The sequence below is a fragment of the Paenibacillus sp. genome, from assembly GCF_048976745.1.
Classification (GTDB): Bacteria; Bacillota; Bacilli; order Paenibacillales; family Paenibacillaceae; genus Paenibacillus.
Genome location: NZ_JBHGUU010000024.1, coordinates 347,082 through 372,579 on the forward strand (window position 1 = coordinate 347,082; position 25,498 = coordinate 372,579).

Below are 25,498 nucleotides of genomic sequence, written 5' to 3' on the forward strand. Positions count from 1 at the left end.
TATCATACTTGTTCACTGTTTCTGTAAAAAATGGGGAGCAGTTCTGTTCCTACGAGACACCTTTCCTCCGAGGTAAACTTGCGTAATTGGTTCATTTTATATCCACTCTCATCACATATCGTCCTCGCCCGTGAATATACTTAATTACCGACAGGCCAAACTGTGCCGCGTAATCAATGGGGGGTGCCTACATGTCAAATTCACACCAGCCTTACTCGTTCGTCGTGTCGAAGGAAGATTGGTCGCTTCACCGCAAAGGGTACCAGGACCAACAGCGCCATCAGCAAAAGGTGAAAGATGTCATCAAGCAGAATCTGCCTGATCTGATTACAGAAGAAAACATCATCATGTCTGATGGAAAACAAATCATCAAGGTACCAATCCGCAGTCTGGATGAGTACCGTTTTGTGTATAACTACCAGAAGCAAAAACATGTTGGTCAAGGAGACGGTGACAGTCAGGTCGGAGACGTCATCGGTCGTGATCCCGCTGCTTCGCAGAAACCCGGCAAAGGCGAAAAAGCCGGCGATCAGCCTGGTCATGATATTGTGGAGGCCGAAGTTAGTATTGAGGAATTGGAAGATATGTTATTCGCTGAGCTGGAGTTACCCGATCTGAAGCAGAAAGACAAAGACCTGATTGAGACACATACGGTGGTATTCAACGATATTCGCAAAAAAGGCATGCAGTCCAATATTGACAAGAAACGTACCATTCTGGAGAATCTGCGTCGCAATGCAACGACTGGTACCCCTGGCATCCATCACATCAGTCCGGATGACCTGCGATACAAGACGTGGGAAGACAAAATCATTCCACAATCCAATGCCGTTATCATTGCCATGATGGATACATCCGGGTCCATGGGTTCGTTTGAGAAATACTGCGCGCGCAGCTTTTTCTTCTGGATGACCCGTTTTCTGCGCCGTCAGTATGAGAAAGTGGAGATTGTTTTCCTCGCCCATCATACGGAAGCCAAGGAAGTAACTGAAGAAGAGTTCTTTACCCGTGGAGAGAGTGGAGGCACCATCTGCTCCTCTGTATATATGAAGGCACTGGATATTATTGACAGCCGTTATCCACCTTCAAGTTACAACATCTACCCTTTCCACTTCTCTGACGGGGATAATCTAACCTCGGATAACGAACGCTGTGTGAAGCTGATCGGCGAGTTAATGAAGCGTAGCAACATGTTTGGGTACGGCGAGGTGAATCAGTACAACCGCAGCAGCACACTGATGTCGGCTTACCGTCATATCAAGATGGATCAGTTCATGTATTATGTGATCAAAGAAAAAGGCGAAGTGTACAAAGCTTTGCGCAGCTTTTTCCAGAAAAGGGAAGGAGGCAGCGTTAGATGACAGATGAGATCCGCGACCTCGAATACGCTATTGCCGAAATTATGGAGATTGCCAATGGATTCGGCTTGGATTATTACCCCATGCGGTACGAAATCTGCCCGTCGGATATCATTTATACCTTTGGAGCCTACGGCATGCCGACCCGATTCAGTCACTGGAGCTTTGGCAAAACATTTCATAAGATGAAAATGCAATATGATTTTGGACTCAGCAAAATTTATGAGCTTGTCATCAACTCCAACCCTTGTTATGCCTTCTTGTTGGACGGCAATTCCCTGATCCAGAACAAATTGATCGTAGCCCACGTCCTGGCCCACTGCGATTTTTTCAAAAACAATGCCCGCTTCTCCAAATCCAACCGGAATATGGTCGAAAGCATGGCTGCTACGGCGGATCGGATCAGCAATTATGAGATGGAGTATGGCACGGAAGCCGTTGAAGCATTTATCGATGCCGTGATCGCAATTCAGGAACATGTAGACCCACAGCTGATTAAACCCCGCCATTTGGACAAACAACGCTACATGGAGTTGAAAATGCGGGAGCAGCGCGGTGAGAAAGCCCCACGGCCGGAAGGTCGCTATGATGATCTATGGTCACTTGATGACGTGCAGACCGAAGAAGCCCCCTCCGAAGGTATTCAGGTCCATCACTTTCCACCTGAACCGGAGAAGGATATCATGTGGTTTATTCAGGAATTCTCGGAAGTATTGACCGACTGGCAGCGGGATATCATGAGTATGATGCGTGAGGAAATGTTATATTTCTGGCCACAGATGGAAACCAAAATCATGAATGAAGGCTGGGCCTCCTACTGGCATCAGCGCATTATCCGCGAACTCGATCTGAACAGTGAGGATACGATCGAATTTGCGAAGCTCAACTCCTCCGTGGTGCAGCCATCCAAACAAAGCCTGAATCCGTATTATCTGGGACTGAAGATTTTCGAGGATATTGAACGGCGCTGGGATAACCCGACCCGTGAAGAACAGGAACGTTGGGGCCGCAAACCAGGGCAAGGTCGTGCCAAAATGTTCGAGGTGCGTGAATTCGATTCTGATACCTCTTTTATCCGCAATTACATGACCAAGCAATTAACCGAGGATCTCGACCTCTACGTATTTGAGAAAAAAGGGCCGGATTGGAAAATCACCGACAAGTCCTGGGAGAACATACGGGATCAGCTTGTATTCTCACGTGTCAACGGGGGCTCCCCTTATCTGGTTGTGCAGGATGCCGATTATCTGCGGACCGGGGAACTCGTGCTCAAACATCAATATGAGGGTATTGAACTGGATCTGAAATATATGGAACGCACACTGCCTTATCTATATCGCCTCTGGGGACGCACGGTGCATGTGGAGACACGGGTCGAAGATAAACCGATTTGGTTTACGTATGATGGCAAGAAACACCACCGCAAGTTTATGTAAGGTTTTGAATAAAATTATCGTAAGATAAGACACAAAAAAGCGGCAAGTTCCCAACATACACAGGAACTTGCCGCTTGGTATTTCATAATTAATATTTAAAATTGCGTTTCATTGCACCATGCTTGAATGAAGTGATCACACCAGTTCAATCAAGTCATCTGTTGAATACAGCTTGCCTTGTTTAATGTCTTTCTCGGAAGCTTCAATCATTTGCCGTATCTCCGGATCGGAGTCTAGCTCATCCACCGGGTTATGGATTTCATATTCCAGACCGGCAAATTGAAATGTTCACTCTGATTATACCGCTGGTGCACCATTCCCCTGCAATCGCAGAGGAACAAAAAAATCATGCTCCACTTCACTCGCAGGTAGCGGACGACTGAAATAATATCCCTGAATCTCGCGGCAATCATTTTGCATCAGAATATCCAGCTGACCTTTTGTCTCAATGCCTTCGGCAATGACTTCCATCTGGAGATTCTGAGCCATCGATATAATTGTCGCCACAATCGCCTGATCGCTGTGACTCTCTGTAATATCCGTCACGAATGAACGATCAATCTTGAGCTTATGAATCGGGAAATGCTTCAGATAACTCAGTGAACTGTATCCCGTACCGAAATCATCCAGGCTGATCTTGACACCCAGTGCTGTCAGTTCATTCAGAATCGCCGTGGATACCGTTGCATCCATCATCATGCTCTCTGTAATCTCCAGCTCCAGATATCGAGCATCCAGCCCTGTCTCATGGAGTGCATTCTTGACCTGTTCTACCAAGTTGGGTTGGTGGAACTGCTGGCTGGACAAGTTAACAGAGACCGGAATGAGCGGTCCGCCACTGGCGTGCCAGAGCTTCATCTGCCTGCATGCTTCCCGTAGCGTCCAGTTGCCAATCTCATAGATCATGCCTGTCTCTTCTGCAAGCGGGATAAACACATTGGGAGCGAGCAGACCTTTGAGTGGATGATTCCAACGAATAAGCGCCTCCACACCAATCATGCGGCTATCCTCGGTACGAATCTGTGGTTGATAGTACAGAACCATCTCATCTCGCTCCAACGCTTTACGCAAGTAACCTTCCAGCTCAATGCGTTCATAAAGTTCCGAATCCAGTTGGGCCGTGTAGAATTGGAAACCATTCTTGCCGTTTTTCTTAACTTCATACATGGCGGAATCCGCATGTTTCAGCAAAGCATCCACGCCCGCCCCATGATCGGGATACATTGCAATTCCGATGCTTGCGGTCACGTAAAAGTCATTCTCCTTCAGTCGATACGGCACCTTAATGGCTTCAACAATCTGTTTTGCAAGTTCTGCCACTCGTACTTCTGTCGCTTGATCCTGGGTCACAACTAATGTAAACTCATCACCGCCCATCCGGGCCAACATGACATTCTCCATAGCCAAGGGATCAGATTCTTCTATAGCTTTCATGATCCGGTTACTGACTTCCCTTAGAAATACATCTCCAATGGAATGTCCCAGCGAGTCATTAATCATCTTGAACCGGTCAATATCCATCACCATAACGGCAAAAGAGTTCCCCTTTTCTTCTGAATCTTGAATTGTAGAAGCCAGCACTTCATCCAGCTTGCGCCGATTGGGCAGCCCCGTCAGCGGATCATGCAGAGCCTGGTGACGAATACTCTCCTGAGCCTGCTTCTCCTCCGTGATGTCCTTGATCAGAATGTGGCTTCCCACATGTTTACCATCAATGACAACAGGAACCACAACAATACTAAGGTCCAGAAGTTCACCCTGTACATCCCTCATCTTGGCCATATAATGCGCCTGCTCCAGCTTATGATCATCCCAATCGATGGAATCAAATTCACTGATCCATTCTATATCGATTCGCTGAGCGATTTCATCAATGGAACGATCCATGACCCCTTTTTCAGAATAACCGGTGATTGTTGTTACAGCGGCATTAATACCTTTGACAATGCCTTCCTTGTCTACTGAAATGATCGCATCCGAATGATTATGATACAAGGCCTGATACCATTGCTCATTCTCATGAATCCGTTGATCCTTCTGAGACATTCGCTGATTGATAAATATCCCGAATAACGTCAACCCCAAGGCAATACATGTGCCCGATGCAATCAAATAGGCGAGAATGCCTGGCGCAATCTGCATCCCTGAACTTGCCATCGCGCCATGTGAATGATGGAACTGTGCAGCTGACATCCCGGTATAATGCATGCCAGAGATTCCAACACCCATAATCAGACCGCTGCCCATCTTGTAAACCCAAGTATGTCTTGATCGATGATAACGGAAGAAAAACATGAGCCACAATGCCACAAATGAAGCAAGTGCTGCAATCAGAATGGATAATACCACTCTGCCCGGTTCATACGTAACCGGAGTCGACATTGCTGCCATTCCCACGTAATGCATCGAGCTGATCCCTGCTGTCATCAGTACTCCAGCAATCATGAGCTTGCTTATCCTGCCCGATTGTCTACCCGCGATGTTCAAGGCCACCCCAGATGCGACAATAGCCAGTAGAACAGATAAAATAACCTTACCGGTGGAATAGGAGACTTGCGTAGGCAGAACAAAAGCCAGCATACCTACGAAATGCATGGACCAGATTCCCAGCCCCATCGAGACTGCGCCGCAGGTAAGCCATATATTCCGCGCCACCCCGCTAGCCTGACTTACACGGCCTGCAAGGTCAAGGGCTGCGTATGAAGCTAACGATGCAATAATATAGGATAAAATAACAAGTTCTAAGTTGTACGTACCATGTAGGTGCTCCACTGACTCTGTCCTTTCAACCGGGAAATGCCTCATATGTATGCAAAAATGTAAAAAAGAAGCGAGTGCGCTGTCTGGATGACAGGCACTCCCTCCGCATCATTTGACTCTTGACCACAGACTTCGTTGAAGCCGTTGCCATACATTGGAACCCGTTTATTTGAATGTATATAGTCTAAACGTCCCAGCCTGTAAAATCAACACTTATTTCCAGATATTCGATGTTGAATAGCTGACATTCTCACATTCTAATATACAGCTGAATATTCTATTTGCGAGTCAGGAACAGACTGCCAAAACCGGACGTATCTTGATACGAATTACCGGATGAATCACTCCAGATGGACACACTGCTTCGCTTGCCATCTCCCGCGCCATCATCATTAACTTGAAGATCGAATCCAATCCATCTTTGCCCATCAGCACGAACGCTATCTAGCGGGATTGCCACTTCAACTGTATACCCTCCGCTTGTTAATCGGGTAGCTGATTTGAAGCTTTCTTTCCGTGCATTTCCTCCAAAAGAAGTCTCATTATCAAAATTAACCCGGTACTGGGCGTCATCCTCCTGATAGAACGTTGTTTGGTCTTTGTTCTGGTCAATAAAAATCTCGATTGAATCCTGCTCATGCGCATTAGAACTTAATTTGCTTCGCAGAGGATCTTTCACATCTGCCAATACGTAGAGGTATTTCTCATCCCACAACAGCTGTGCAGTCGCCGTTGCACCTGAGTTTCCGATGACCCAGACATCCGTTTTAACAGATGCAGCCTTTTTCCAGATGTCATCCTTTTTCGCATCAATTACAGGTTTACCATAAGTGACCTTGGTTTGTTTCAAAACAGAACCCAGCTTCAGTTTCCCGCGGTTGGCTGGTTTGTCAGGCTGCTGATTGGAAATATCATTCCATACAATCGCAGCTGTCTTTCCAGCCGCATATTCATCCGTGATCCGAAAATCCAGAGACAAAATCTGGCCTTCGGTAAGTAAAGCAGCTGACATAGGCAGTGATGCGTATACAACATAACCTGTTTTGGTCTCCTGTACGTTGTAAACATTTTTATCCTTGCCTTTACTGCCATCCCGTTTGAACGTATATTGACCAATTGAAGTCGGCGGATTTTTCTTTTTGGCAGATAGATCAGCTTCAGAAGTTGCATCACTCGTACCCTTAACTTCTTCCGCGAGGAAAACCTGCACCTGATCACCTTTACGACGTGTGGTATCCTTCACCTCCACTCGTAAATTCACCTTTTTGGCATCCCACATCACACGAGCCTCACCCGTAACTGCGGATGTACCATCTGCAAGATGATTAATTTCAAGTCCTTTCACAGCACCCCAAAGAATATCTTGCTTTCCTTTGTGATCCGGGAAAGCAGGGCCGGCCTTTAATGCTGTCCACTCATTACGATATATTGGGAGTGTGGTAGCGTCCACCAGTGCCCAATAGGCCGGTTTTGCTTTTAATTTACGATCAAATAACAATGGTGCATCTTTGCGTCCTTTGACTGGATGATTATCAAGCCATGTCCCATCATCCGCAAGTCCCCATACTGTAACACTGTCCATTACGCCGCGTTTTCCCAACTCGTCGAACAGGTCAAACAATTCACGATAACGATAAGCTTGTTGCAACATTAATTCATCTGTGACAGGCATCTCCAGTTCAGAATTACTTGAATAGATCGAAACGTCCAGCTCTGTAACCTGTACATTCACACCAAGAGCAATCACTTTCTCAAAAGCCTCACGAATGAGCTTTACATCCGGTCCGTACATGGACACATGCATCTGGAATCCAACGGCATCAATCGGTGTTCCTTTGGCAAGCAGCTTCTCTACAAGCTTCACCATATCATTTACCTTGTTTCCATTGCCCTCCATTCCATAGTCATTAATCACCAGTACAGCATCGGGGTCAGCCTCACGGGCATAACGGAAAGCCAGCTCAATGTAATCACTGTCATCCCCATCACCGTCCACATCCCCAATAATATCTCTCCACTTGGAATTACTGGCCCCATTCCGCAAGCCGCCTCCATCTGAGATGACTTCATTGACGACATCCCATGTATGAACCTTTCCTTTGTAACGAGTCACGATGGTCTGAATATGAGTTTTCATCCGTGCAAGCAACTGTTCCCGCGTGGCAGGTTTGGAAGCATCATTCGGATCGGTAAAGAACCAGTCCGGCACCTGACTATGCCATAACAGCGTATGACCTCTTACCTCCATGTCATTGGCTTCGGCGAAGTTCACCAGACGATCCGCCTCTGACCAGACAAACTGCCCTTCCTTTGGTTGCATCGCATCCATTTTCATAAAATTACCGGCTGTAATACTATTAAAATGTTTCGTCAACAACTGGGAATGCGGATCTTCCGCATCCAGTGCAGACTGGTCGATTGCCGCTCCCATTGCATAATCTTGTCCCACAACATCCACGAGATTCGGAATGTTCGGCTCAATTTCAATTTTTTCGGCTTCCGTAATCAGAACATCATCCACGTAAAAGGTAATCGTATCGTCCGGCGTCACTTCCGCTGACGTCTTCCATGGAGTCTCTGCATAGATCCGGAATCCGGTGATGCCACTATTTTCTCCGGGAATCACCACATCCGCCTCGATTTTTTTCCATTGTCCTTTGTTCAGCGTTGCAGAGGCAAACGTAGCATATTCACGACTTGAAGCATCGTTATTGTACTCTTTCTCCAGTGAACCGTTAATGACCTGACTATCAGGTCCTTCATCATACATGGCCCAAAACGAAATATGAACCGTGCTGCCCTTCTGTACATGGTCTATGACTTCAATTAATGGTCCATGGAACGTTTCGGTACGGGAAGAGGTTCTGAGACTGCGTGTGCTGTCGTGACCTACTTGCGTTACGATATCAAGCTTTTCACTCGCACGTGCACGCCATTGTCCCAACACACCATCTTCAAAATTAGCCTCAAACAGTACTTCATTATCCCCAGTTTTAACGTCTGCTGCCGCTTGAGCACGTGCCCCTCCTGTTCCCACACTTGGGAACAAACTGAGGATCAATACAGCCGACAAGCACAAGCCCCACCATTTTCTCAAATGCATCCGATCTCCTCCTTGGTTGGTTGTTAGTGAAGATTAACCTTTGTTCTGTCATGCGCCAGCCCTTTACAAGATCGTTGTGCAGGATTAAATAGACGTATTCAACAGAAATTGTAAGCACTTTCATTATACGATTGCCATCAAACTTTGTTTACCCGTTAAACTATAGGACTTATTCTAAAATCTTCTTAATCATATAGAACGCCAAAAAGCACAGCTTATTAGCTGTGCTCCGTGTCAACTTCTTTAGACTTTTAAAGGTGCTGTCGTCTGACGGATCACCAGATTGGATGGTTCCGTCACAACAGGAGGAGAATAAGCCGGATTCTCAATCATGGCAATCAGATATTCGATGGACTTAATGCCAATGGAATAGATATTCTGATTCACCGTCGTCAGCCCGGGTTTAAACACCTCCGCATAATAGGTGTTGTCGAATCCGACAACCGAGATATCTTCTGGCACACTCAGTCCATGCTTTTCAATTTCATGAATCGCTCCAAAGGCAGACATGTCTGATGCACAGACAATCCCCGTTGGTTGATCCTCAAGTGCCAGCAATCGCCGGGCAGCCTTGCTTCCCCCGTCGAATGAATAATCGCAGACCTCCAGATATACTGTAGAATACGGAATGCCACATTCTCGCAGCCCTTCCCGATATCCTTCCAATCTCAGATTAGCTACGGCAGGGCCAAGTGTCCCTGAGATATAGGCAATTTTCCGGTGCCCAAGCTCATGCAGATGTTTGACACTCATCGAGATCCCGTTCGCGTTATCCGTAGTAATGTAACCGGCACGCTTGCCCAACATATCCGTATCAATAAACATTGTTGGAATCTCTGCATCCACCAGTTCCTGAATACTCGCGTTTTCTCTGCCTTCACCAAATACCACAACGCCATCCACATTACGACTTCGGCAATGTTTGATGAATGAGTACGCCGGATCATCGAATCGAGTAGACAACCGAACCAGATCATATCCACTGTTCTCCAGTGCAGTCTTGATCCCTTCCAGCAACTCTGACACAAAAGGATTTGTAAATGGAACCGTCAACAATACGCCTACCGTCCATGAACGGCGTTTTACAAGTCCACGTGCGACCACATTGGGTTGATATTTCAATAATTCGATGGCTATATTGACTTTTTTGCGTGTTTTTTCACTTACATCAGGATAATCGTTTATCACTTTGGAAACGGTTGCAACAGATACTCCCGCTTCCTTGGCTACATCATGGATAGAAGCCATCTGATCACCTCAACCTCTTTCAAATCCCCTGTCTCCGGCTGCATTTTCTATAACATCGGCAGGTTTGTCTACCCATTATAGCTTAAAACAGCCTGAAACGGTATGGAAGGTTCCTAATGCTTTTAACCTCTATTCCTGCTGTTCCAGATTCTTCAAATCCAGAGACAGTTTCTCCATTGTTGTTGCAAATACAGCGAGTTCAGCCGAGCGTGAAGCTTGGCTACGTGCTCCGCGAGATGTATGATCCGACTCCTGCTGCACATTGCTCAGTTTCTTCATGATCTGCTCCAGATTAGACTGAATTTTACCTTGGGCATCCCGGGAACTGGCTGCAAGCTTGCGTACCTCACTGGCAACGACTTCAAAGCCACGGCCGAACTCTCCTGCATGGGCAGCTTCAATCGCTGCATTCAGACCGACAAGATGACTTTGATCCGATATCTCGCGAATGAGTTCACCCATTTTTCCAATCTGCTGGATCTCTCCCGTCAATTCCGTGAGCAGAACTTGAGCCTGATCCTGGGAAGCAGCTGTTTCTTTGGCTACATTGGAGATGGCTAGAGCATTTTCATTCAGTTCACTAATCATGCCTGTAAGCTCTTGGGTAATTTGCGTGATCGCCTGCAAGGTATGTTGTTGATCATCAGCAAGCTGAGATAATTTTTCTTTTTCTTTCTTCTCATATGCCTCAAGGACAAGCTGTGAATCCAGATTAAACATTTTACTGAGCGCCTGAATGACAAGATGCCAAGAATCAGGGATAACCTGCTGGAATATGCTCGTTGCAATATCAAGGTATACCATATAGGTACCCAGATAATAATCTTCGGACAGGCCAATACGGGAATGAACAAGCCCAATCGCAATGCGTTGCTCAATATATGCGTCGTCCACGATTCCATCCGTCATCGATAACCAGTACATCTTCTGCGTCTCTTTTAAACGATCAATGGAAGAAAATCTTGCGATCAGATCTACCAGATCAGGATAATTTCCCACATGATTGTAGAAATGGTCCACGACTTCATTAACAACTTTTTTAAAAACAGGCCGATGGTCGGCAAGCAGTGTTAGATCTCCTGCGGTTAATCCCATGTAATCAAGTTGCTTCTGTCTTGTTGCGGAAATACTGCTCATATCTGGTTCAGTCAGCTCCTTAATAAACACCATTACTTTAAATTGTAAATATATGTATTGATTATAGACTAAAATACCTAAACATACATATACCATTAGAACTATTTCTCTTTAAAATTAACCTTATTTGTCAGCATTTTAGATTAATAAGATGCTCATTGAACTAAAAAGGCCCTGACTCTGCTGTGAAGGAGCCTCACAGCAGACATCAGAAGCCTGATTCGGAATGGTTCGTTGCCAATTAGCGATTAAGCAGACTGCCCACATAACGTAGCAATTCATTGGCGCTGGCTGCGGTATATCCGTGTTCTTCAATTAAGCGTTTGATCACTTCATTCATTCGTTTCAATTGGGTTGCATCCGGTGTTTTGGTTGAGGTTGTAATCTTAACGATGTCTTTCAGATCTGTAAACAACTTCTTCTCAATCGCTTCACGCAGACGGTCATGGCTGCTGTACTCGAATTTGCGCTCCTTACGGGAGTAAGCCGAGATTCGGATTAATATCTCTTCCCTGAACGCTTTCTTTGCATTCTCGGAGATCCCGATCTGCTCCTCGATGGAACGCATCAAACGCTCATCCGGGTCCATTTCTTCATCTGTGAGCGGGTCACGAATTTTGGACCAGTTGCAGAATGCTTCAATGTTATCCAGGTAATTCTCGAATAGTGTTCTTGCCGACTCCTCGAATGAATACACAAATGCTTTCTGTACTTCCTTCTTGGCCAGTTCGTCATACTCCTTGCGTGCAAGAGCAATGAAATTCAGATAACGCTCCCGCTCTTCTTTCGTAATCGAAGCATGTTGGTCCAGACCGTCTTTGATGGCCCGCAGAATGTCCAACGCGTTAATGCACTGAAGATTTTGCTTGATCAAAGCACTGGAGATTCGGTTGATGACGTACCGCGGGTCAATGCCGGACATCCCTTCATCCAGATACTCATTTTGCATCTCGCGCAGATCGGCTTCTTTATATCCTTCCACTTCCTCACCATCATACATCCGCATTTTTTTAACGAGATCCATGCCTTGTTTCTTCGTTTCCTTCAAGCGGGTAAGTATGGAAAAAATAGCTGCAGTCCGCAATGCATGCGGTGCAATATGAACATGCTTCATGTCACTTTGCTGAATGAGCTTGGCATAGATTTTCTCTTCCTCGGATACTTTCAAGTTGTACGGAATCGGCATGACAATCATCCGGGATTGCAGTGCCTCATTTTTCTTGTTCGAGATAAATGACTTATACTCCGATTCATTCGTATGCGCCACAATCATCTCATCCGCACTGATTAAGGCGAAGCGTCCTGCTTTGAAATTCCCCTCCTGTGTGAGTGACAATAGATTCCACAGGAATTTCTCATCACATTTCAACATCTCCTGGAACTCCATCAATCCGCGGTTCGCCTTGTTCAACTCCCCATCAAAACGATAGGCACGTGGATCGGATTCGGAACCAAACTCGGTAATGGTGGAGAAGTCAATGCTACCGGTCAGATCGGCAATATCCTGCGATTTTGGATCGGATGGACTGAACGTTCCTATCCCCACCCGATTATCTTCGGAAACAATAACCCGCTCCACCGGCACCTTGCTGATATCACCGTCATATTCGGTACGAAGTCTCATTTGGCAAGATGGGCAAAGGTTTCCCTCGATGCGGACGCCAATTTCCTTTTCCACTTCAGGACGAAGCTCCAATGGAATCAGATGCAGTGGCTCCTCATGCATCGGGCATCCATCAATGGCGTATATGGCACCTTTCTCTGTCCGCGAAAACTGTTCAAGACCCCGCTTCAGCAAAGTAACCAACGTTGATTTACCTCCACTTACGGGACCCATAAGCAGCAATATCCGCTTACGTACATCCAGACGGCGTGCTGCTGAGTGAAAGTATTCCTCAACCAACTTTTCAATGGATCGATCCAGTCCAAAGATCTCCTGCTCAAAAAACTTGTACCGCTTATGCCCACCTACTTCTTCAACGCCAAACGATTCAATCATTTCATACACTCTGGCGTGAGCCGTCATTGCCGGAGTCGGGTCCTCTCTCAGCAGTTCGATATAATCTTCAAATGTTCCGTTCCATGTCAAACGGTCACTCTCTGCCCGATGTTCCGCAACGCGTTCAAAAATATTCATGCTTGGTACCTCCCATGGCTCCTTTAGTGTGATTGTCAACCATTCCGAATGGTATGAAGAAATCAATAGAATTGCGGCTCCTGCTTGAATACCAATCTTGCGGTCCTGTGTAGTTCCGCCACCCTCTGTCCAAACATCTTGTATTGTTGTGAAAAGTGTATTACATACCTATGCGGCAATTCGGATAAGTTGACCTCTTTTTTTCAATCCACGGCTTCGAATTTTGGCTTTTCCCTGTTCTATCAGACATCTTGTGCCTTCAGAAAAAAAAGAACGAATATGATATAATGAGGGTTCTAAATTTAGGAAACCGGACAATGCATGGCCAGATCCCAGGCCACTTTAGGAAAGGAGCACAAACGATGGCAGTGCAATACGAATCCGAATTATATTCGCCTGTGAAGGCTTTCTTCGAGCAGCGTGGCTTCGATGTGAAGGCGGAAGTCAGACATTGTGACCTCGTAGGGGTCAGATCGGACCAGGAGGAACCACTGATTGTGGAGATGAAAAAAACATTTAACCTCTCCCTGTTGTTGCAGGGCATGCAGCGCTTAAAGCTTAGCCCGTTTGTGTATTTGGCCGTTGAGCGCAATCGCAGCAAACGTGGAGCTGTGAACCAACGCTGGAGCGAACTGACTGCATTGTGCAGACAACTCGGTCTGGGACTGCTAACGGTCACATTTTACAAAACCAAAGCTCCCCTGATTGATGTATTGTGCGAGCCCTCAGCCCCAATCCCCCTCACGGACCGCAATCAGGTTGCCCGCAAAAGCGGGGTTCGACGTAAACGCTTGCTTAAGGAATTCGACGAACGCAGCGGAGATTACAATACCGGAGGCAGCACACGCAAACAGCTGGTCACCGCATATCGTGAGAAGGCCTTACGAGTCGCATCCGCTCTGCGAACGAACGGAGAAGCCTCTCCCGCAACCCTTGCCAGACAGACCGGTGTAGGTTCTGCCGCGGCGATTCTGCAAAAGAATTATTATGGCTGGTTTGAGCGTCTCTCCCGCGGGAAATACATTCTGACCATTAAGGGAGTACAGGCGTTAACCGAGCATGCACACATGCTTGAGGATAATGATATGTTTGAACGAACCATTAATGAACTTGATGTCACGTATTCTGTATCTGCTGAACATAAGAACGATCTTGCACACATCGCTGAAACAGCGGAGCAATACCTGAAAAATACAGGCCATATCTGATAAGGAATCACTTGAAGTAACGGATGCGAAAAAATGAAAAGGCAAAAAAAAACACCTGTCATCTCCAGTGGAGACAACAGGTGTTTTGGTGTGTTCTATATAGAAGAAGGCTATTAGAAGCTTGCTGCTACTTCGGAAGCCAATTTCAGACCTGCAGTAACAATTTCTTCAGCACGATCTGCAGAAGCGTTATGTCCTTCAACGATAACTACTTCTGGGTTTTGAATACCCCACAAGCCGAGAACAGTTTTCAGGAAGTTCAGGGACATTTCAGCAGCTGCCATTGGGCCTTCGGAATATACGCCACCACGTGCGTTAAGCAAAGCTACTTTTTTGTCGCCAGCAAGTCCTACAGGACCTTCAGCAGTGTATTTGAATGTTTTACCAGCTTGGCTCAGGTAAGCAATGTAGTTTACCAATGGAGCTGGAACAGTGAAGTTCCACAGTGGGAATGCAAATACCACTTTGTCAGCTGCCAGGAATTGATCTTGCAATTGTGCTGCAAGTGAAGCTGCTTTTTGCTCGTCAGCTGTCAGTTCAAAACCGTTAGCCGCTTTGTAAGTACCAGTGATTGCAGTGTTACCATAGAATGGGAATTCTGTATTGTAGAGATCCAGCTCAGTAACTGTGTCACCTGGGTGGGACTCTTTGTATGCGCTCAAGAATGCATCGTACAATTTAACGCTGACTGCTTGATCTGCAGGACGGTCATTTGCTTTAACGAATAAAATATTAGACATGTTGAATTTTCCCCCGTTAGATAAAATATATGAGTGCTTTTTCTGAACTGGCCACCATTGTAGCTTATATAAAGAAATCAACAACTCATTAATTCATATTATATATAAAAATGTTAGTGGATGCAATAACGTAATCACTTTGGTCATGAACCAATTTTAATTTTGCCTATAATCTATTTTTGATCTGACTTAGCTACGAGCCGTAAATTCGGAAATGGCTTCACTAATTAAGTTCATGCCGAGCAGCAGTTCATCCCGGCCCGGATGGCTAAAGTTCAATCGAATGTAACGTTGATCCTGCACACCTGTGGAGCATAACGATCCAGGAAGAAAAGATACACCTTTGGGCAGAGCAGCCTTAAGCAGAGCGCCACTATCCAATCCTTCCGGCAACTGTACCCACAGATACATTCCACCCTCAGGGATGTTGTACTGACACCCTTTCCAGCCCGGTCTCTTCAACAGTTCAAGCATCAGTTTGAGACGTGTCTTATACTCCCGATTCAACATGGATAGATGATCACTCCAACGAAAAGGAGAATGGGCAAGCAATTGATACAACAGCCGCTGATTCATCGGACTGGACTGACCATCTGCAATACGTTTAACGGAAGCCATCGCCTGAATCAGCGCCGGATGTCCAGCGGCCCATCCGGTTCGAAGTGCGGGCGCTACCGTTTTGCTGAATGAACCAATGTAGAGAACATGTCCACCCTGATCTGCAGTATCCAGTGCAAAGAGTGAAGGGTATTTACGATAGAATTCCGTTGGCTCAAGGCCATCGAAATGGAGCTCCCCGTAAGAATCATCTTCGACAAGCAGTACACCATAGCGCGAACACAGCTCAAGAACAGCCTCCCGCCGCTCCATACTCCACAAAGCACCAGTCGGATTTGAGAAACTGGGTGCAGCAAAAAGCAGCTTCGGTCTAACCTGCTGCATGTGCTGCTCCAAAAGGTCTGGCAGTATGCCGTCCCGATCACCCATTACGGGCACAATCTTGGCTCCTTGCATCTCCAGGACCTCAAGACAGCCTGGAGATGTGGGATGTTCAACCAGTACGGAATCTCCTGGTTCAAGCAATAGACGCATCACGAGATCGATGGCCTGCTGGGTACCAGTGGTCAACAGAATCTGCTCGGGTACCGTTCGTATGCCTTTGCGTGCATTCCAGTCTTTGTTCAACCACTCTCTTAGGGGGGTGTAGCCTGCTGGCTCTCCATATTGCAATGCGGAGGGGCCTGAACTAAAAACAGACACCGCTGCTTCTTCCAACAATTTGAAAGGAAACAACTCCTCCGCAGGCAATTCTTCTGCCAGTGAAATGAAATAATCCCTGCCAGACATCTCACGTATATCCCTCAGCGGTGATGACAAAAGCCTGTTGGTACGGGAAGCAAAGAAATATTTCATCGATCCGTTCCCCTTTCATCCCTATTCCGAAACTGTACTCGCAGTCCGCAGCCCTACAACCTATTCGTGCTCGCCATCGAATATGACCGGAAACATACCAACACGTTTGTGATTATAAACAAACCTGTTTCGTCAGGATCCCGTCTTCACTTGTCTTGCATGTAAGGCGTAACGTTCGATGGCCTGTGCTCTACTACTTACTTCCAGCTTCACGTATATTTTACGCAGATAATTATCAATGGAACGTCTACTAACGTTGATCTCATTCGCTATTTTATCATAGGTTACACCCTGAACAATTCTTTCCATGATAAAAGTTTCGGTTTCTGTTAATTCAATTACACGTGTTTCTGTCGGAGACTCCACGGGTTGCGCCCACTCCGCACTGTTTAACCACGACAATGGAATGGATACATGGCCCTCACGTAACCCAGAGATCAGATGAATCAGCTGGCTAGGGGAAGCCTGTTTGGATAGCATGCCGCTTGCACCAAGACTCATCAGATGACGAAACAGCTTCACATTGTCTTCATCCGTCAAAATGATGATGTGACTGTGAGCTGAGAGATTCTTCATCTGGGCAATATATTGATCTGCCTGTCCCTCTGGAAGACGATAATCCATCAGAATCAGATCAGGCTGGTACATATTCACCAGATCGAGCCCTTCTGTCCCGGTCGAAGTCATGCCGCGTACCGTCAGATCTTGCTGCTCTTCCAAAATCAATTTTGTACCGAGCATGCTGGTGGGGTGGATATCTACGATGACCACCTGCCATACTTTTTTCATTGTTGTTCCCCCTGTTATGTATTGGACAAATAGCTTCTAGCTTCTGTCATGATGATTCCATCGTCTATGCGACAGTCCGAGTATAGACGAAGCATAGGTCGGATTATGTCGAAAAACAGAAAAATACAGGATGAAGCCGATAAAAAAGCTCTATTTTCACCGTATTTTGTTATAAAAACACCATGACGTCCATCTTCCCATCCCCGGAAAGGTCAAAATATAGTATAAACTTCCTGCATTTCTATCTAAAAAAGTCGAAAAACCTGCCCAAAGTTCCTACTTATTGCATCTATAAGAAATTGTATCCTAGGACTTCCTTCCGATGCAATCTCTTTTTACTCTATTAAGTAAAGAATTTCATTTTTGCGTAATCAATAGGGGCATGATAGAATGAGGACTGGAAAAATTTTTGTACCTATAAATGACCAGGAGTGATGATATGAAACCATCTGCCCCGCCCTCTGACATCCATCACACCCGGAGCGCCAAAGGCAAGGCCGGATCTTCAATCAAGCTGTTTCTGGTAATGTGGATTGTTCTCATTGCACTAGGAGTCGTTGGAACCTACTATTATAGTAACCATCTCCAGCAACAGATGATTAACCAGCTTCAGGCCCATAATCAGCAGCAGATTGCAGCGCTAAAAACTGACTACGAAAATCAGCTAACAACGATATCAAAGGAAGTAAAAGACCTTCAGGGACAAGTTCAATCCTTCAATGAATTGCTGACTTTCACCAAGGATAATGCAAGCGACAAAACGGACAACAGCAACAAACTGTATACCCAGCTGAGCGAAGTCAAAAAACAACTGGAGACACTCCAGAAAAAGATGGACCTGCTCAAATGATTACACCCGTCAAACAGGTTAATCGTTTTTTTATGCTTGCACTCGCTCCTTTTGTTGGATTGATATTATGCCTGCTGCTGCTTCGTCCTCCGCTTGAACCCGGAGGTTTGATTCCTACCGAACTGTCAGAGGACACGATTACACCCCGGACCCAAGCAATTAGCCAAGAGCTTGCCGGGGCAAAAGATGCTGCTGTTCAGACTTCTTCTTCTATTAAAAGAACGACACAGCTCTATAATAAAACAACAAGTACGATGTCTACACTTGTGCAGAAAGCTTCCGCCCAGGCGGACCGTCCGGAAACGATCTACAACAAACGCATTACATCCAAGCTTGGCGTTCCATTTGAACGGGTAGACAGTGATCGACTAACGATTGAAATGTACAGAGTGAATCCTGGCAACTATAAGGGCTATGCCATGAAGATCAAGCTAAAAGACCCTACTGCCATGCAGATGGCGCTAGACAGTGAACCTGGGCGCTCTGAGACGACCATGCAGGCTGTGAAGCGTAACGGCGCAATTGCCGGGATCAACGCAGGTGGTTTTGCCGACAGTGGTGGCAAACGCTATCCACTTAGCACAACCGTCATGGACGGGAAATACGTGAATGGTTTTCAGGCCAGTTTCAAAGATCTGTTTTTTGTAGGACTTAACGATGCCGGCAAGCTGGTTGGAGGCAAGTTCTTCGACAAAAACTCACTGGATCGCCTGAAACCGCAATTTGGGGCTACGTTTGTTCCGGTACTGCTACAGAATGGGCGTAAAACCACAATTCCCGACAAATGGAAAGTATCCCCCAAACGAGCACCACGTACAGTCATTGGCAATTATAAGGATGATCAGTTGTTAATCATTGTGGTCGATGGTTATAATGAAGGCGGAAGTTCCGGTGCTACCCTTGAAGAATTGCAAGGGCGCTTGTACAAGCTTGGGGTCATCGACGCCTATAATCTGGATGGCGGTGGATCTTCCTCGCTTATTCTGAATAATCGGGTTGTGAATAACCCTTCGGACGGTAGTCTCAGACCGGTGCCTACTCACTTTTTATTTTACAAATAATAGAACGAAGCATTTCTTTTCTACTTATAATGGTTATAATAGAAGAAAATGAGCTTGTGCAGGAGGTGCGAAGGGTATGTCATTTTCACTGACATTCTGGATTATTGCAATCGTATTGACTCTCTTCATTACAGGCATTCTCACTTCATCCTACAACAATGACAAGACAAAAGGCTTGTAAAGGCCAAGCCTCTCTCCGGAGAGGCTTTTTCTATGCTTCATCCTCGAAATAGCAAGAGACAAGGCTTAAAAGAAGGATTCGATTCTTCTAAGCCTTGTCTCTTGCTGTACCGTTTGCTTTACGCATCAATCCTGTCACGAGACGCAAATTCCGGATCAATAGCTGACCGCCCGTTCATTCCGCATAGATATAACCGAATCAGACGGCATAGGTCCATTTACCGATCCACCCTCAACTAATGTCACATAAATTCGTTCATGATCGACAGGTTCTCCAGCAATAATTTTGATTAATTGTTCAGCAGCGAGTGATCCCCACTTGCGTTTGGAATAATCAATGCTTGCCAATCTCGGCTGGACATACTTGCTCAATTCAATATTGTCGAATCCAATGACATCAATCTCCTGACCAACGCCAAGTGCACTTTCTGCCAGACGATCACACAAGCCAATGGCCATCTCATCATTGAGGCAGAATACCGCTGCGGGCCCATCATACACCTGCACAATCTGATCTGCGGCTCGTTCTCCGCCACTCTTCTCAAAATCTCCCGTGATCTCAATCCATTCCACATCGGCTTCACGTTCCGCCACCTGTCTCACAGCCTTTAACCGCTGCACAGAGTCAAACGAACCTTCCGGGCCAGTCACCACGTAGATTTTTTTATGTCCCTGTTCAATAAGATGTTCCATCGCAAGTGTCGCCCCGGCCTTATTATCCAGCAGAACCTGATTAATGTTGGGATGATCCATCTCACGGTCCAATACAACGATTTTGTGCCCACGATCGGCATATTGCATCAGTTCCTCACTTGCAAACGTATGATCCAGAATGATTGCACCGTCAATCATCCTCTCTGGAAGCATGCGATGGGATTGTTTACCACTACACACGATCAGGTCATAGCCTTGAGCATTACATACAGCTTTCATGCCACTCAGCAAGTCTCCGTACACATCTCCACTAAAATCGGTCAAGAATACACCCAAAATTTTGGATTCCCTTTTTTTCAGTGTTCTTGCAGCGGCATTTGGAACATAGTTCAGCTCTTTGGCAATGGCCAAAATTTTGGAACTCGTCTCATCGGTCACTTTGTTGCTGCCATTCAGCGCATATGACACAGTTGAGATGGAAACTCCCGCCTGTTTGGCGATATCCTTGATACTGACCACATTCTTCGCTCCCCTGTTATGTTCATCAGACCTTTCATAACAAAAGGCCTGACACATTACTATTTCCATTCACCGGATTACACGAGTCTGAATGATTTCTTCTGCGTGTCCCGACTGTTTGCACCTACAAGAATATGGAACTCACCTCGATCACTACGATGGCTTAAGTCAGAATGGTGATAACGAAGCTGTTCTTCATTTAAAGTAAACGTAGCTATACCACTCTCGCCTGGCGCCAGTGCAAGCTTCACATATCCTTTCAGCTCACGCATAGGACGAACAACCTCACCCGTTACATCACGAACGTACAACTGGACAGTCTCCTCACCTGCGCGCTCACCCGTGTTCGTTACACGTACTTGGATGCTCAAGGACTCTTCGGCAGTCATCTCGTTACTTGACACTTCAAGATCACCATAAGAGAAAGAAGTGTATGAGAGACCATAACCAAACGGAAGCAGAGGTTCATTCGGGCTGTCAATGTATTTGGAGACATAACGTTCTTCCGTCTTCTCCGGGTTCAGCGGACGACCTGTATTGAAATGATTGTAATAGACCGGAATCTGACCTACGGATTGTGGGAAGGACATCGTCAGACGTGCAGATGGATTCACTACACCTGTCAGAACATCTGCGATCGCTGCCCCGCCTTCACTACCCGGGAACCAGGCTTCAAGAACCGCATCCGATTCATCCATTACACCATGCAGATCCAATGGTCGGCCGTTGAAAATAACGCTGGCAATAGGTTTTCCCGCTGTTTTAAGCTGTTTAACCAATTCCAATTGGGCTGCTGGCAGACGAATATCCGTACGTGAGCCACCTTCTCCACTCATCTCGGAGTCTTCACCCAGAGCAAGGACAATCAGATCCGCTTTGCTTGCCACATCCAGGGCTTCAGCAATTTGCTCAGCTGTAATCGTATGAACATGACTGCCTTGAGCGAATTGAACTTTCCCACTCGTCAGGCGTTCTTGCAGAGCTGTTCCGAGCTTGACTGCATCTTCCTTGACGCCTTCACAGGACCACCAACCCAGAATATCAGGACTTTGTGCAAAAGGACCAATAAGGGCTACATTCGCATCAGGTTGAAGCGGAAGCACGCTGTCATCATTCTTCAACAGGACAGCCGATTTGGTTGCCAATTCATACGCTACCTGACGGTGCTCTTTGGAGAACACAATCTCACGTTCACGAACCGGATCAGCTGCACGTAGCGGATTGTCGAACAATCCCAGCTTCTCTTTCAGTTGCAGAATTCGCAGAACGGCTTCATCAATGAGCTTCTCTTCCACTTCACCACTCTCGATCAACTCAGGCAAATGATGCACATAACAAGGTGTCATCATCTCCATGTCTACTCCTGCGCGAATAGCACGATATGCCGCTTCACGATCATCTTCGGCAGCACCGTGCGCAATCATTTCGCGAATGGAAGCCCAATCCGAGATCAATACACCATCAAAGCCCCACTCGTCACGCAAAATGCCGCGCATTAACTTCTCATTGCCACTTGCCGGAATACCGTCAACCGTATTGAACGAAGTCATGACCATCTCCACGCCCGCATCCAACGCTGCTTTGTACGCTGGCAAATAATACTCGCGCAGGTTACGCTCGGACATGTCCACCGTATTATAATCCCGACCACCCTCAGCCGCTCCGTACGCCGCAAAATGTTTAACACAGGCTGCAAGACGATCTGGCTCATCTTTCAAGCTATCGCCCTGATATCCACGTACAAATGCAGCCGCGAACAAGCTGTTCAAATAGGGATCTTCTCCTGTCGTTTCCATCACACGGCCCCAGCGCGGGTCACGAACCAGATCCACCATAGGTGCAAAGGTAACATGCAAACCGGATACTGCCGATTCACGAGCTGCAATTTCAGCACTTTTCTCAGCCAGTTCTGTGTCCCATGAGCAACCAATTGCCAGTGGAATCGGGAAAATGGTTTTGAATCCATGAACGACGTCAGCCATGAACAAGAGCGGAATGCCCAAACGGCTTTTTTTCATATAAGCTTGCTGTACATCAATGATGGCCTGCGCACCGGACAACCCCAGAATGGACCCACTGGCATCCACGGACTGCTCCGTAATTCCCATCTCTTCCATTGGCCCTGTGATCTGACCTTCGACATTTGTTCCTTCATAAAAGTTGGCAGTCAACTGAAGAAGCTGAGCTGTCTTTTCCTCCAACGTCATCTGTTTTACCAGGTCTAGCAACTGCTCGTTATTCATCTGATCGTATCCTCCACTACAAGTTGTTGAAATAAAGAACCCGGCTGCGTTCGGGGAGAGACCGCGCACCGGGTTCAAAATTAATGACTGAATGATTACTTGAATTCTTTGTTCAGTTCATCCAGGTAAGGTTGAACCAGGGACATTTTACTGTTTACCCATTCTTTCCAGTTCGCCTCTAGATCTCCACTTTTGAGGATCAAGTTGGCATATTCGTTCTGGTAGTCGAATGAAGCCTGACTCTTCGCTTTGGAATCGTACAGGTTGACATCCCAATCGTATGTTGCAAGCGAGTTGCCTTCTGTACCGAGTTTTGCTTTTTCTTGGAACAATTTCACAGCTCTATCACGGTAATCCTTTTTGATTGCAGGGTTTACAACACTGAAGTCGTCACCGAGCAGGTACAGACCTTCAAAACGCGCTGGGTATTTATCTTCCAATACCGTTCCTTCTGGCAACAAGCTAACGAGTTCGTTGTTTTCATCATATTTCCAATCCGTTCCTTCAAAGCCCATGTTGATGAGCAACTGTCCTTCTTTTGTTGCGGAGTAATCGATCAGATCCATGATCCGTTCGAATTTCTCATCACTGATGTCCGGATTGAAGATCAACGCCGACCAGAAGTTGGCTTGCTCCATGTTACGGTATTTCCCGTCATCGCCCACTACGATCGCTGTGTGTACCAATTCATCACTATCTACACCCAGATTTTTTCTCATATCGGAATCCAGACCTTGTCTGTACGAAGCCAGTCCGCCCAGACTTGTTACTGCAGCTGTACCGGTTACTTTGAAGTTGTTTTGACCTTCATTGTTTTTCCATGTGTAGAACTCAGGATTGAGCAGGCCATCTTTATAGGCTTTTTGCATCAATTTAAGTCCTGTCAGCGTTTCAGGATCTGCTGGTCCCCAGTGGAATTGGCCATCTTCTCCTTTATAGAACGGAGAATCAGTCATGGCATGCACACTGTTTGGCATAATCATGTTTGTCATGGCATCTGCCGCATTGTAGGACAGAGGTACAAGTTTGTTACCCACTTTGCCTGGATCTTTTTCTTTCACAAGCGCAGCATATTCGTTCAATTCGGTTGTTGTATAAGCATCTTTCAATTCAAAACCAACTGCTTCAGCCCAGTCTTTACGAAGCGCAATGACACCAATTTGGTTTGTCAGCGGGTCAGCCGGTTTGTTCTCGAAATAGATTGGTCTAGGCAGGACATATGTTCCACCCGTCAATTCTTCCAACTTGTCTCCAAGACCTGTCAAGTTGTAAGCTGCTGCCACGTTAGGCCAGCGTTCTTTCCAGTCATCCGGGAATTTGTAGAACAAACCTTGTTCAATACTGTTAATGGCATCGCCATGTACGTAGTTCCATACTGCTACATCCGGCAGGTCGCCAGAGTTGATCCACAGACGAAGCTTCTCGCCCCATGAATCCCAATCGATATAGTTGTAGTCCCATGTTACATTGAATTTGTCTGTCCAGAACTTGTGGAAGTCATTATCCAGGTTCCCGTTTTTGATTTCTGTCAGGTTAGCTACAGAGATGGTCAGGTTATCTTTGTAATTTCCCTCTGCATCTTTTTCGTTACCACCTGAAGCTCCTTGGCTGGAACAAGCGGTCACCATCAGCATAACTACACTAAGCGTGATGGCAAAGAGAGCTCTTACTGACAACTTTTTGTTCGTTTTCATGTTTTACCCCCATGTTTTTTAGTAGAATTTATTGCAAAATCCTATACGTATAATCAGGTCTTGATTGCCCCTGTTAATACCCCTTTGGCAAAGTGTTTTTGCAGCATTGGGAAGAAACACATAATTGGTACCATGGTGACAAATACGGCCGCCATCTTCATGCCCATGGAGAAGTTGCTTGCCTGGGCAGCATCCACACTGGATGCATTGGATGCATTCGTCGTAGATGTCACAATAATATTTCGGAGAACATTCTGGAGCGGTAACTGATCCGCTTTTCGAAGGAATATCATCGCATCATACCAACTGTTCCAATAAGCCACACCGTAGAACAACGTGATTGTAGCCATAATTGGTGTAGCCAACGGAAGAACAACGGAGAACAAAATTCTCCACTCTCCTGCTCCATCCAGTCTCGCCGATTCCATCAGCGATTCAGGCAAGGTGTAGAAGTAGTTCATCATCAGGATCATGTTAAACGCACTGAAGCTTCCCGCCAGGATAACGGACCACAGCGTACCAGTAAGATGAAGTGATTTCATGATCAGGTACAGCGGTACGATACCACCATTAAAGATCATGGTGAACAGTACCAGGAAAAAGAGAAATTTCTTAAACGGAAATTTGTTACGGCTAAGGCCATACGCCATGCTTGTTGTCAGGAACAAGCTGAGTGGCAAGCCGATAACTAGCAATATAATTGTATTTTTGTACCCCGACAGAATCGTTCCGTCAGCGAACAAGGCCTTATAGGAATCCAATGTCCATTCTTTAGGGAACATCAAAAATGGATTGTCAGCATATTCTTTTTGTGTTGCAAACGAGATCATGATGACATTCCAGAACGGAATCAGGATCATCAGGGCAAGCACGAGTAATACGGCGAAAATAATATAATCGAGAAGTGTCATTTTTTCTGTACCAATTCTCGGTTTTTTGTTAGCTTTCTTGCTCATCTCATTTTCCCT

The 25,498-nt window shown here is 46.1% G+C and carries 17 protein-coding genes; 5 read left to right on the plus strand and 12 right to left on the minus strand.

The genetic code is table 11. The annotated features are described in order from the left end of the window. Positions 1-191 precede the first annotated feature (191 nt). Positions 192-1,361, plus strand: coding sequence for a sporulation protein YhbH (yhbH, locus tag ACE3K2_RS27460; RefSeq protein ID WP_074094335.1), 1,170 nt, complete (start codon positions 192-194; stop codon positions 1,359-1,361). Continuing rightward, on the plus strand, positions 1,358-2,794 hold the full coding sequence (locus ACE3K2_RS27465; protein ID WP_421897603.1) for a SpoVR family protein: 1,437 nt from the start codon (positions 1,358-1,360) through the stop codon (positions 2,792-2,794). Before yhbH ends, ACE3K2_RS27465 begins: the two co-directional genes overlap by 4 nt. 297 nt (positions 2,795-3,091) lie before the next feature. Here the strand turns inward: ACE3K2_RS27465 and ACE3K2_RS27470 are convergent, their stop codons facing one another. From ACE3K2_RS27470 to ACE3K2_RS27490, 5 genes are all read right to left on the minus strand, one after another. Further along, complete coding sequence (locus tag ACE3K2_RS27470) at positions 3,092-5,566, minus strand: EAL domain-containing protein (protein ID WP_421897606.1); 2,475 nt, start codon at positions 5,564-5,566, stop codon at positions 3,092-3,094. A gap of 265 nt (positions 5,567-5,831) precedes the next feature. Continuing rightward, complete coding sequence (locus ACE3K2_RS27475; protein ID WP_421897609.1) at positions 5,832-8,657, minus strand: endo-1,4-beta-xylanase; 2,826 nt, start codon at positions 8,655-8,657, stop codon at positions 5,832-5,834. 243 nt (positions 8,658-8,900) lie between these two features. Further along, positions 8,901-9,905: a LacI family DNA-binding transcriptional regulator gene (locus tag ACE3K2_RS27480; protein ID WP_421897612.1), complete on the minus strand. Its 1,005-nt coding sequence runs from the start codon at positions 9,903-9,905 to the stop codon at positions 8,901-8,903. Between the two features lie 129 nt (positions 9,906-10,034). Then, on the minus strand, positions 10,035-11,042 hold the full coding sequence (locus ACE3K2_RS27485) for a protoglobin domain-containing protein (RefSeq protein WP_421897615.1): 1,008 nt from the start codon (positions 11,040-11,042) through the stop codon (positions 10,035-10,037). Positions 11,043-11,283: 241 nt separating this feature from the next. Next, the gene (locus ACE3K2_RS27490; protein WP_421897618.1) at positions 11,284-13,179 is read right to left on the minus strand and encodes a PrkA family serine protein kinase; all 1,896 of its coding nucleotides are present in this window, start codon (positions 13,177-13,179) and stop codon (positions 11,284-11,286) included. A gap of 362 nt (positions 13,180-13,541) precedes the next feature. Between ACE3K2_RS27490 and ACE3K2_RS27495 the strand changes: the two genes are divergently transcribed. After that, on the plus strand, positions 13,542-14,387 hold the full coding sequence (locus tag ACE3K2_RS27495) for a DUF2161 domain-containing phosphodiesterase (RefSeq protein ID WP_421897621.1): 846 nt from the start codon (positions 13,542-13,544) through the stop codon (positions 14,385-14,387). Positions 14,388-14,500: 113 nt separating this feature from the next. Here ACE3K2_RS27495 and ACE3K2_RS27500 read toward each other — a convergent pair whose 3' ends face one another. The 3 genes from ACE3K2_RS27500 to ACE3K2_RS27510 form a co-directional block, all read right to left on the minus strand. Next, positions 14,501-15,127 carry an FMN-dependent NADH-azoreductase gene (locus ACE3K2_RS27500; protein ID WP_215076900.1) on the minus strand — a complete coding sequence of 209 codons (627 nt, stop codon included), beginning with the start codon at positions 15,125-15,127 and terminating at the stop codon, positions 14,501-14,503. A gap of 189 nt (positions 15,128-15,316) precedes the next feature. Beyond that, positions 15,317-16,540: a PLP-dependent aminotransferase family protein gene (locus ACE3K2_RS27505; protein WP_338593042.1), complete on the minus strand. Its 1,224-nt coding sequence runs from the start codon at positions 16,538-16,540 to the stop codon at positions 15,317-15,319. 132 nt (positions 16,541-16,672) lie between these two features. Further along, on the minus strand, positions 16,673-17,329 hold the full coding sequence (locus ACE3K2_RS27510) for a response regulator (protein WP_421897626.1): 657 nt from the start codon (positions 17,327-17,329) through the stop codon (positions 16,673-16,675). A 439-nt stretch (positions 17,330-17,768) separates the two neighbouring features. On the opposite strand from ACE3K2_RS27510, the gene ACE3K2_RS27515 reads away from it, so the two are divergent. Both ACE3K2_RS27515 and ACE3K2_RS27520 read left to right on the plus strand, forming a co-directional pair. Then, positions 17,769-18,179 (plus strand): hypothetical protein, encoded by a 411-nt coding sequence (locus tag ACE3K2_RS27515; RefSeq protein WP_421897629.1) that lies wholly within the window; start codon positions 17,769-17,771, stop codon positions 18,177-18,179. Continuing rightward, complete coding sequence (locus ACE3K2_RS27520) at positions 18,176-19,240, plus strand: phosphodiester glycosidase family protein (RefSeq protein ID WP_421897632.1); 1,065 nt, start codon at positions 18,176-18,178, stop codon at positions 19,238-19,240. The genes ACE3K2_RS27515 and ACE3K2_RS27520 overlap by 4 nt, the downstream gene beginning before the upstream one ends. A gap of 336 nt (positions 19,241-19,576) precedes the next feature. Here the strand turns inward: ACE3K2_RS27520 and ACE3K2_RS27525 are convergent, their stop codons facing one another. The 4 genes from ACE3K2_RS27525 to ACE3K2_RS27540 form a co-directional block, all read right to left on the minus strand. Further along, a complete protein-coding gene (locus ACE3K2_RS27525; RefSeq protein WP_421897635.1) occupies positions 19,577-20,593 on the minus strand; it encodes a LacI family DNA-binding transcriptional regulator in 1,017 nt (338 codons plus the stop codon). 77 nt (positions 20,594-20,670) lie between these two features. After that, positions 20,671-22,836, minus strand: coding sequence for a beta-glucosidase BglX (bglX, locus tag ACE3K2_RS27530; RefSeq protein ID WP_421897638.1), 2,166 nt, complete (start codon positions 22,834-22,836; stop codon positions 20,671-20,673). A gap of 95 nt (positions 22,837-22,931) precedes the next feature. Next, positions 22,932-24,530 carry an ABC transporter substrate-binding protein gene (locus tag ACE3K2_RS27535; protein WP_421897641.1) on the minus strand — a complete coding sequence of 533 codons (1,599 nt, stop codon included), beginning with the start codon at positions 24,528-24,530 and terminating at the stop codon, positions 22,932-22,934. 53 nt (positions 24,531-24,583) lie between these two features. Then, complete coding sequence (locus tag ACE3K2_RS27540) at positions 24,584-25,486, minus strand: carbohydrate ABC transporter permease (RefSeq protein WP_076209164.1); 903 nt, start codon at positions 25,484-25,486, stop codon at positions 24,584-24,586. Between the last annotated feature and the right edge of the window lie 12 nt (positions 25,487-25,498).

Coding starts and splice junctions, on each gene's coding strand:
- ACE3K2_RS27505 (WP_338593042.1), bottom strand. CDS start 16,540: ATGAAATATTTCTTTGCTTCCCGTACCAACAGGCTTTTGTCATCACCG.
- yhbH (WP_074094335.1), top strand. CDS start 192: ATGTCAAATTCACACCAGCCTTACTCGTTCGTCGTGTCGAAGGAAGAT.
- ACE3K2_RS27495 (WP_421897621.1), top strand. CDS start 13,542: ATGGCAGTGCAATACGAATCCGAATTATATTCGCCTGTGAAGGCTTTC.
- ACE3K2_RS27520 (WP_421897632.1), top strand. CDS start 18,176: ATGATTACACCCGTCAAACAGGTTAATCGTTTTTTTATGCTTGCACTC.
- ACE3K2_RS27490 (WP_421897618.1), bottom strand. CDS start 13,179: ATGAATATTTTTGAACGCGTTGCGGAACATCGGGCAGAGAGTGACCGT.
- ACE3K2_RS27535 (WP_421897641.1), bottom strand. CDS start 24,530: ATGAAAACGAACAAAAAGTTGTCAGTAAGAGCTCTCTTTGCCATCACG.
- ACE3K2_RS27510 (WP_421897626.1), bottom strand. CDS start 17,329: ATGAAAAAAGTATGGCAGGTGGTCATCGTAGATATCCACCCCACCAGC.
- ACE3K2_RS27475 (WP_421897609.1), bottom strand. CDS start 8,657: ATGCATTTGAGAAAATGGTGGGGCTTGTGCTTGTCGGCTGTATTGATC.
- ACE3K2_RS27465 (WP_421897603.1), top strand. CDS start 1,358: ATGACAGATGAGATCCGCGACCTCGAATACGCTATTGCCGAAATTATG.
- bglX (WP_421897638.1), bottom strand. CDS start 22,836: ATGAATAACGAGCAGTTGCTAGACCTGGTAAAACAGATGACGTTGGAG.
- ACE3K2_RS27500 (WP_215076900.1), bottom strand. CDS start 15,127: ATGTCTAATATTTTATTCGTTAAAGCAAATGACCGTCCTGCAGATCAA.
- ACE3K2_RS27515 (WP_421897629.1), top strand. CDS start 17,769: ATGAAACCATCTGCCCCGCCCTCTGACATCCATCACACCCGGAGCGCC.
- ACE3K2_RS27485 (WP_421897615.1), bottom strand. CDS start 11,042: ATGAGCAGTATTTCCGCAACAAGACAGAAGCAACTTGATTACATGGGA.
- ACE3K2_RS27480 (WP_421897612.1), bottom strand. CDS start 9,905: ATGGCTTCTATCCATGATGTAGCCAAGGAAGCGGGAGTATCTGTTGCA.
- ACE3K2_RS27540 (WP_076209164.1), bottom strand. CDS start 25,486: ATGAGCAAGAAAGCTAACAAAAAACCGAGAATTGGTACAGAAAAAATG.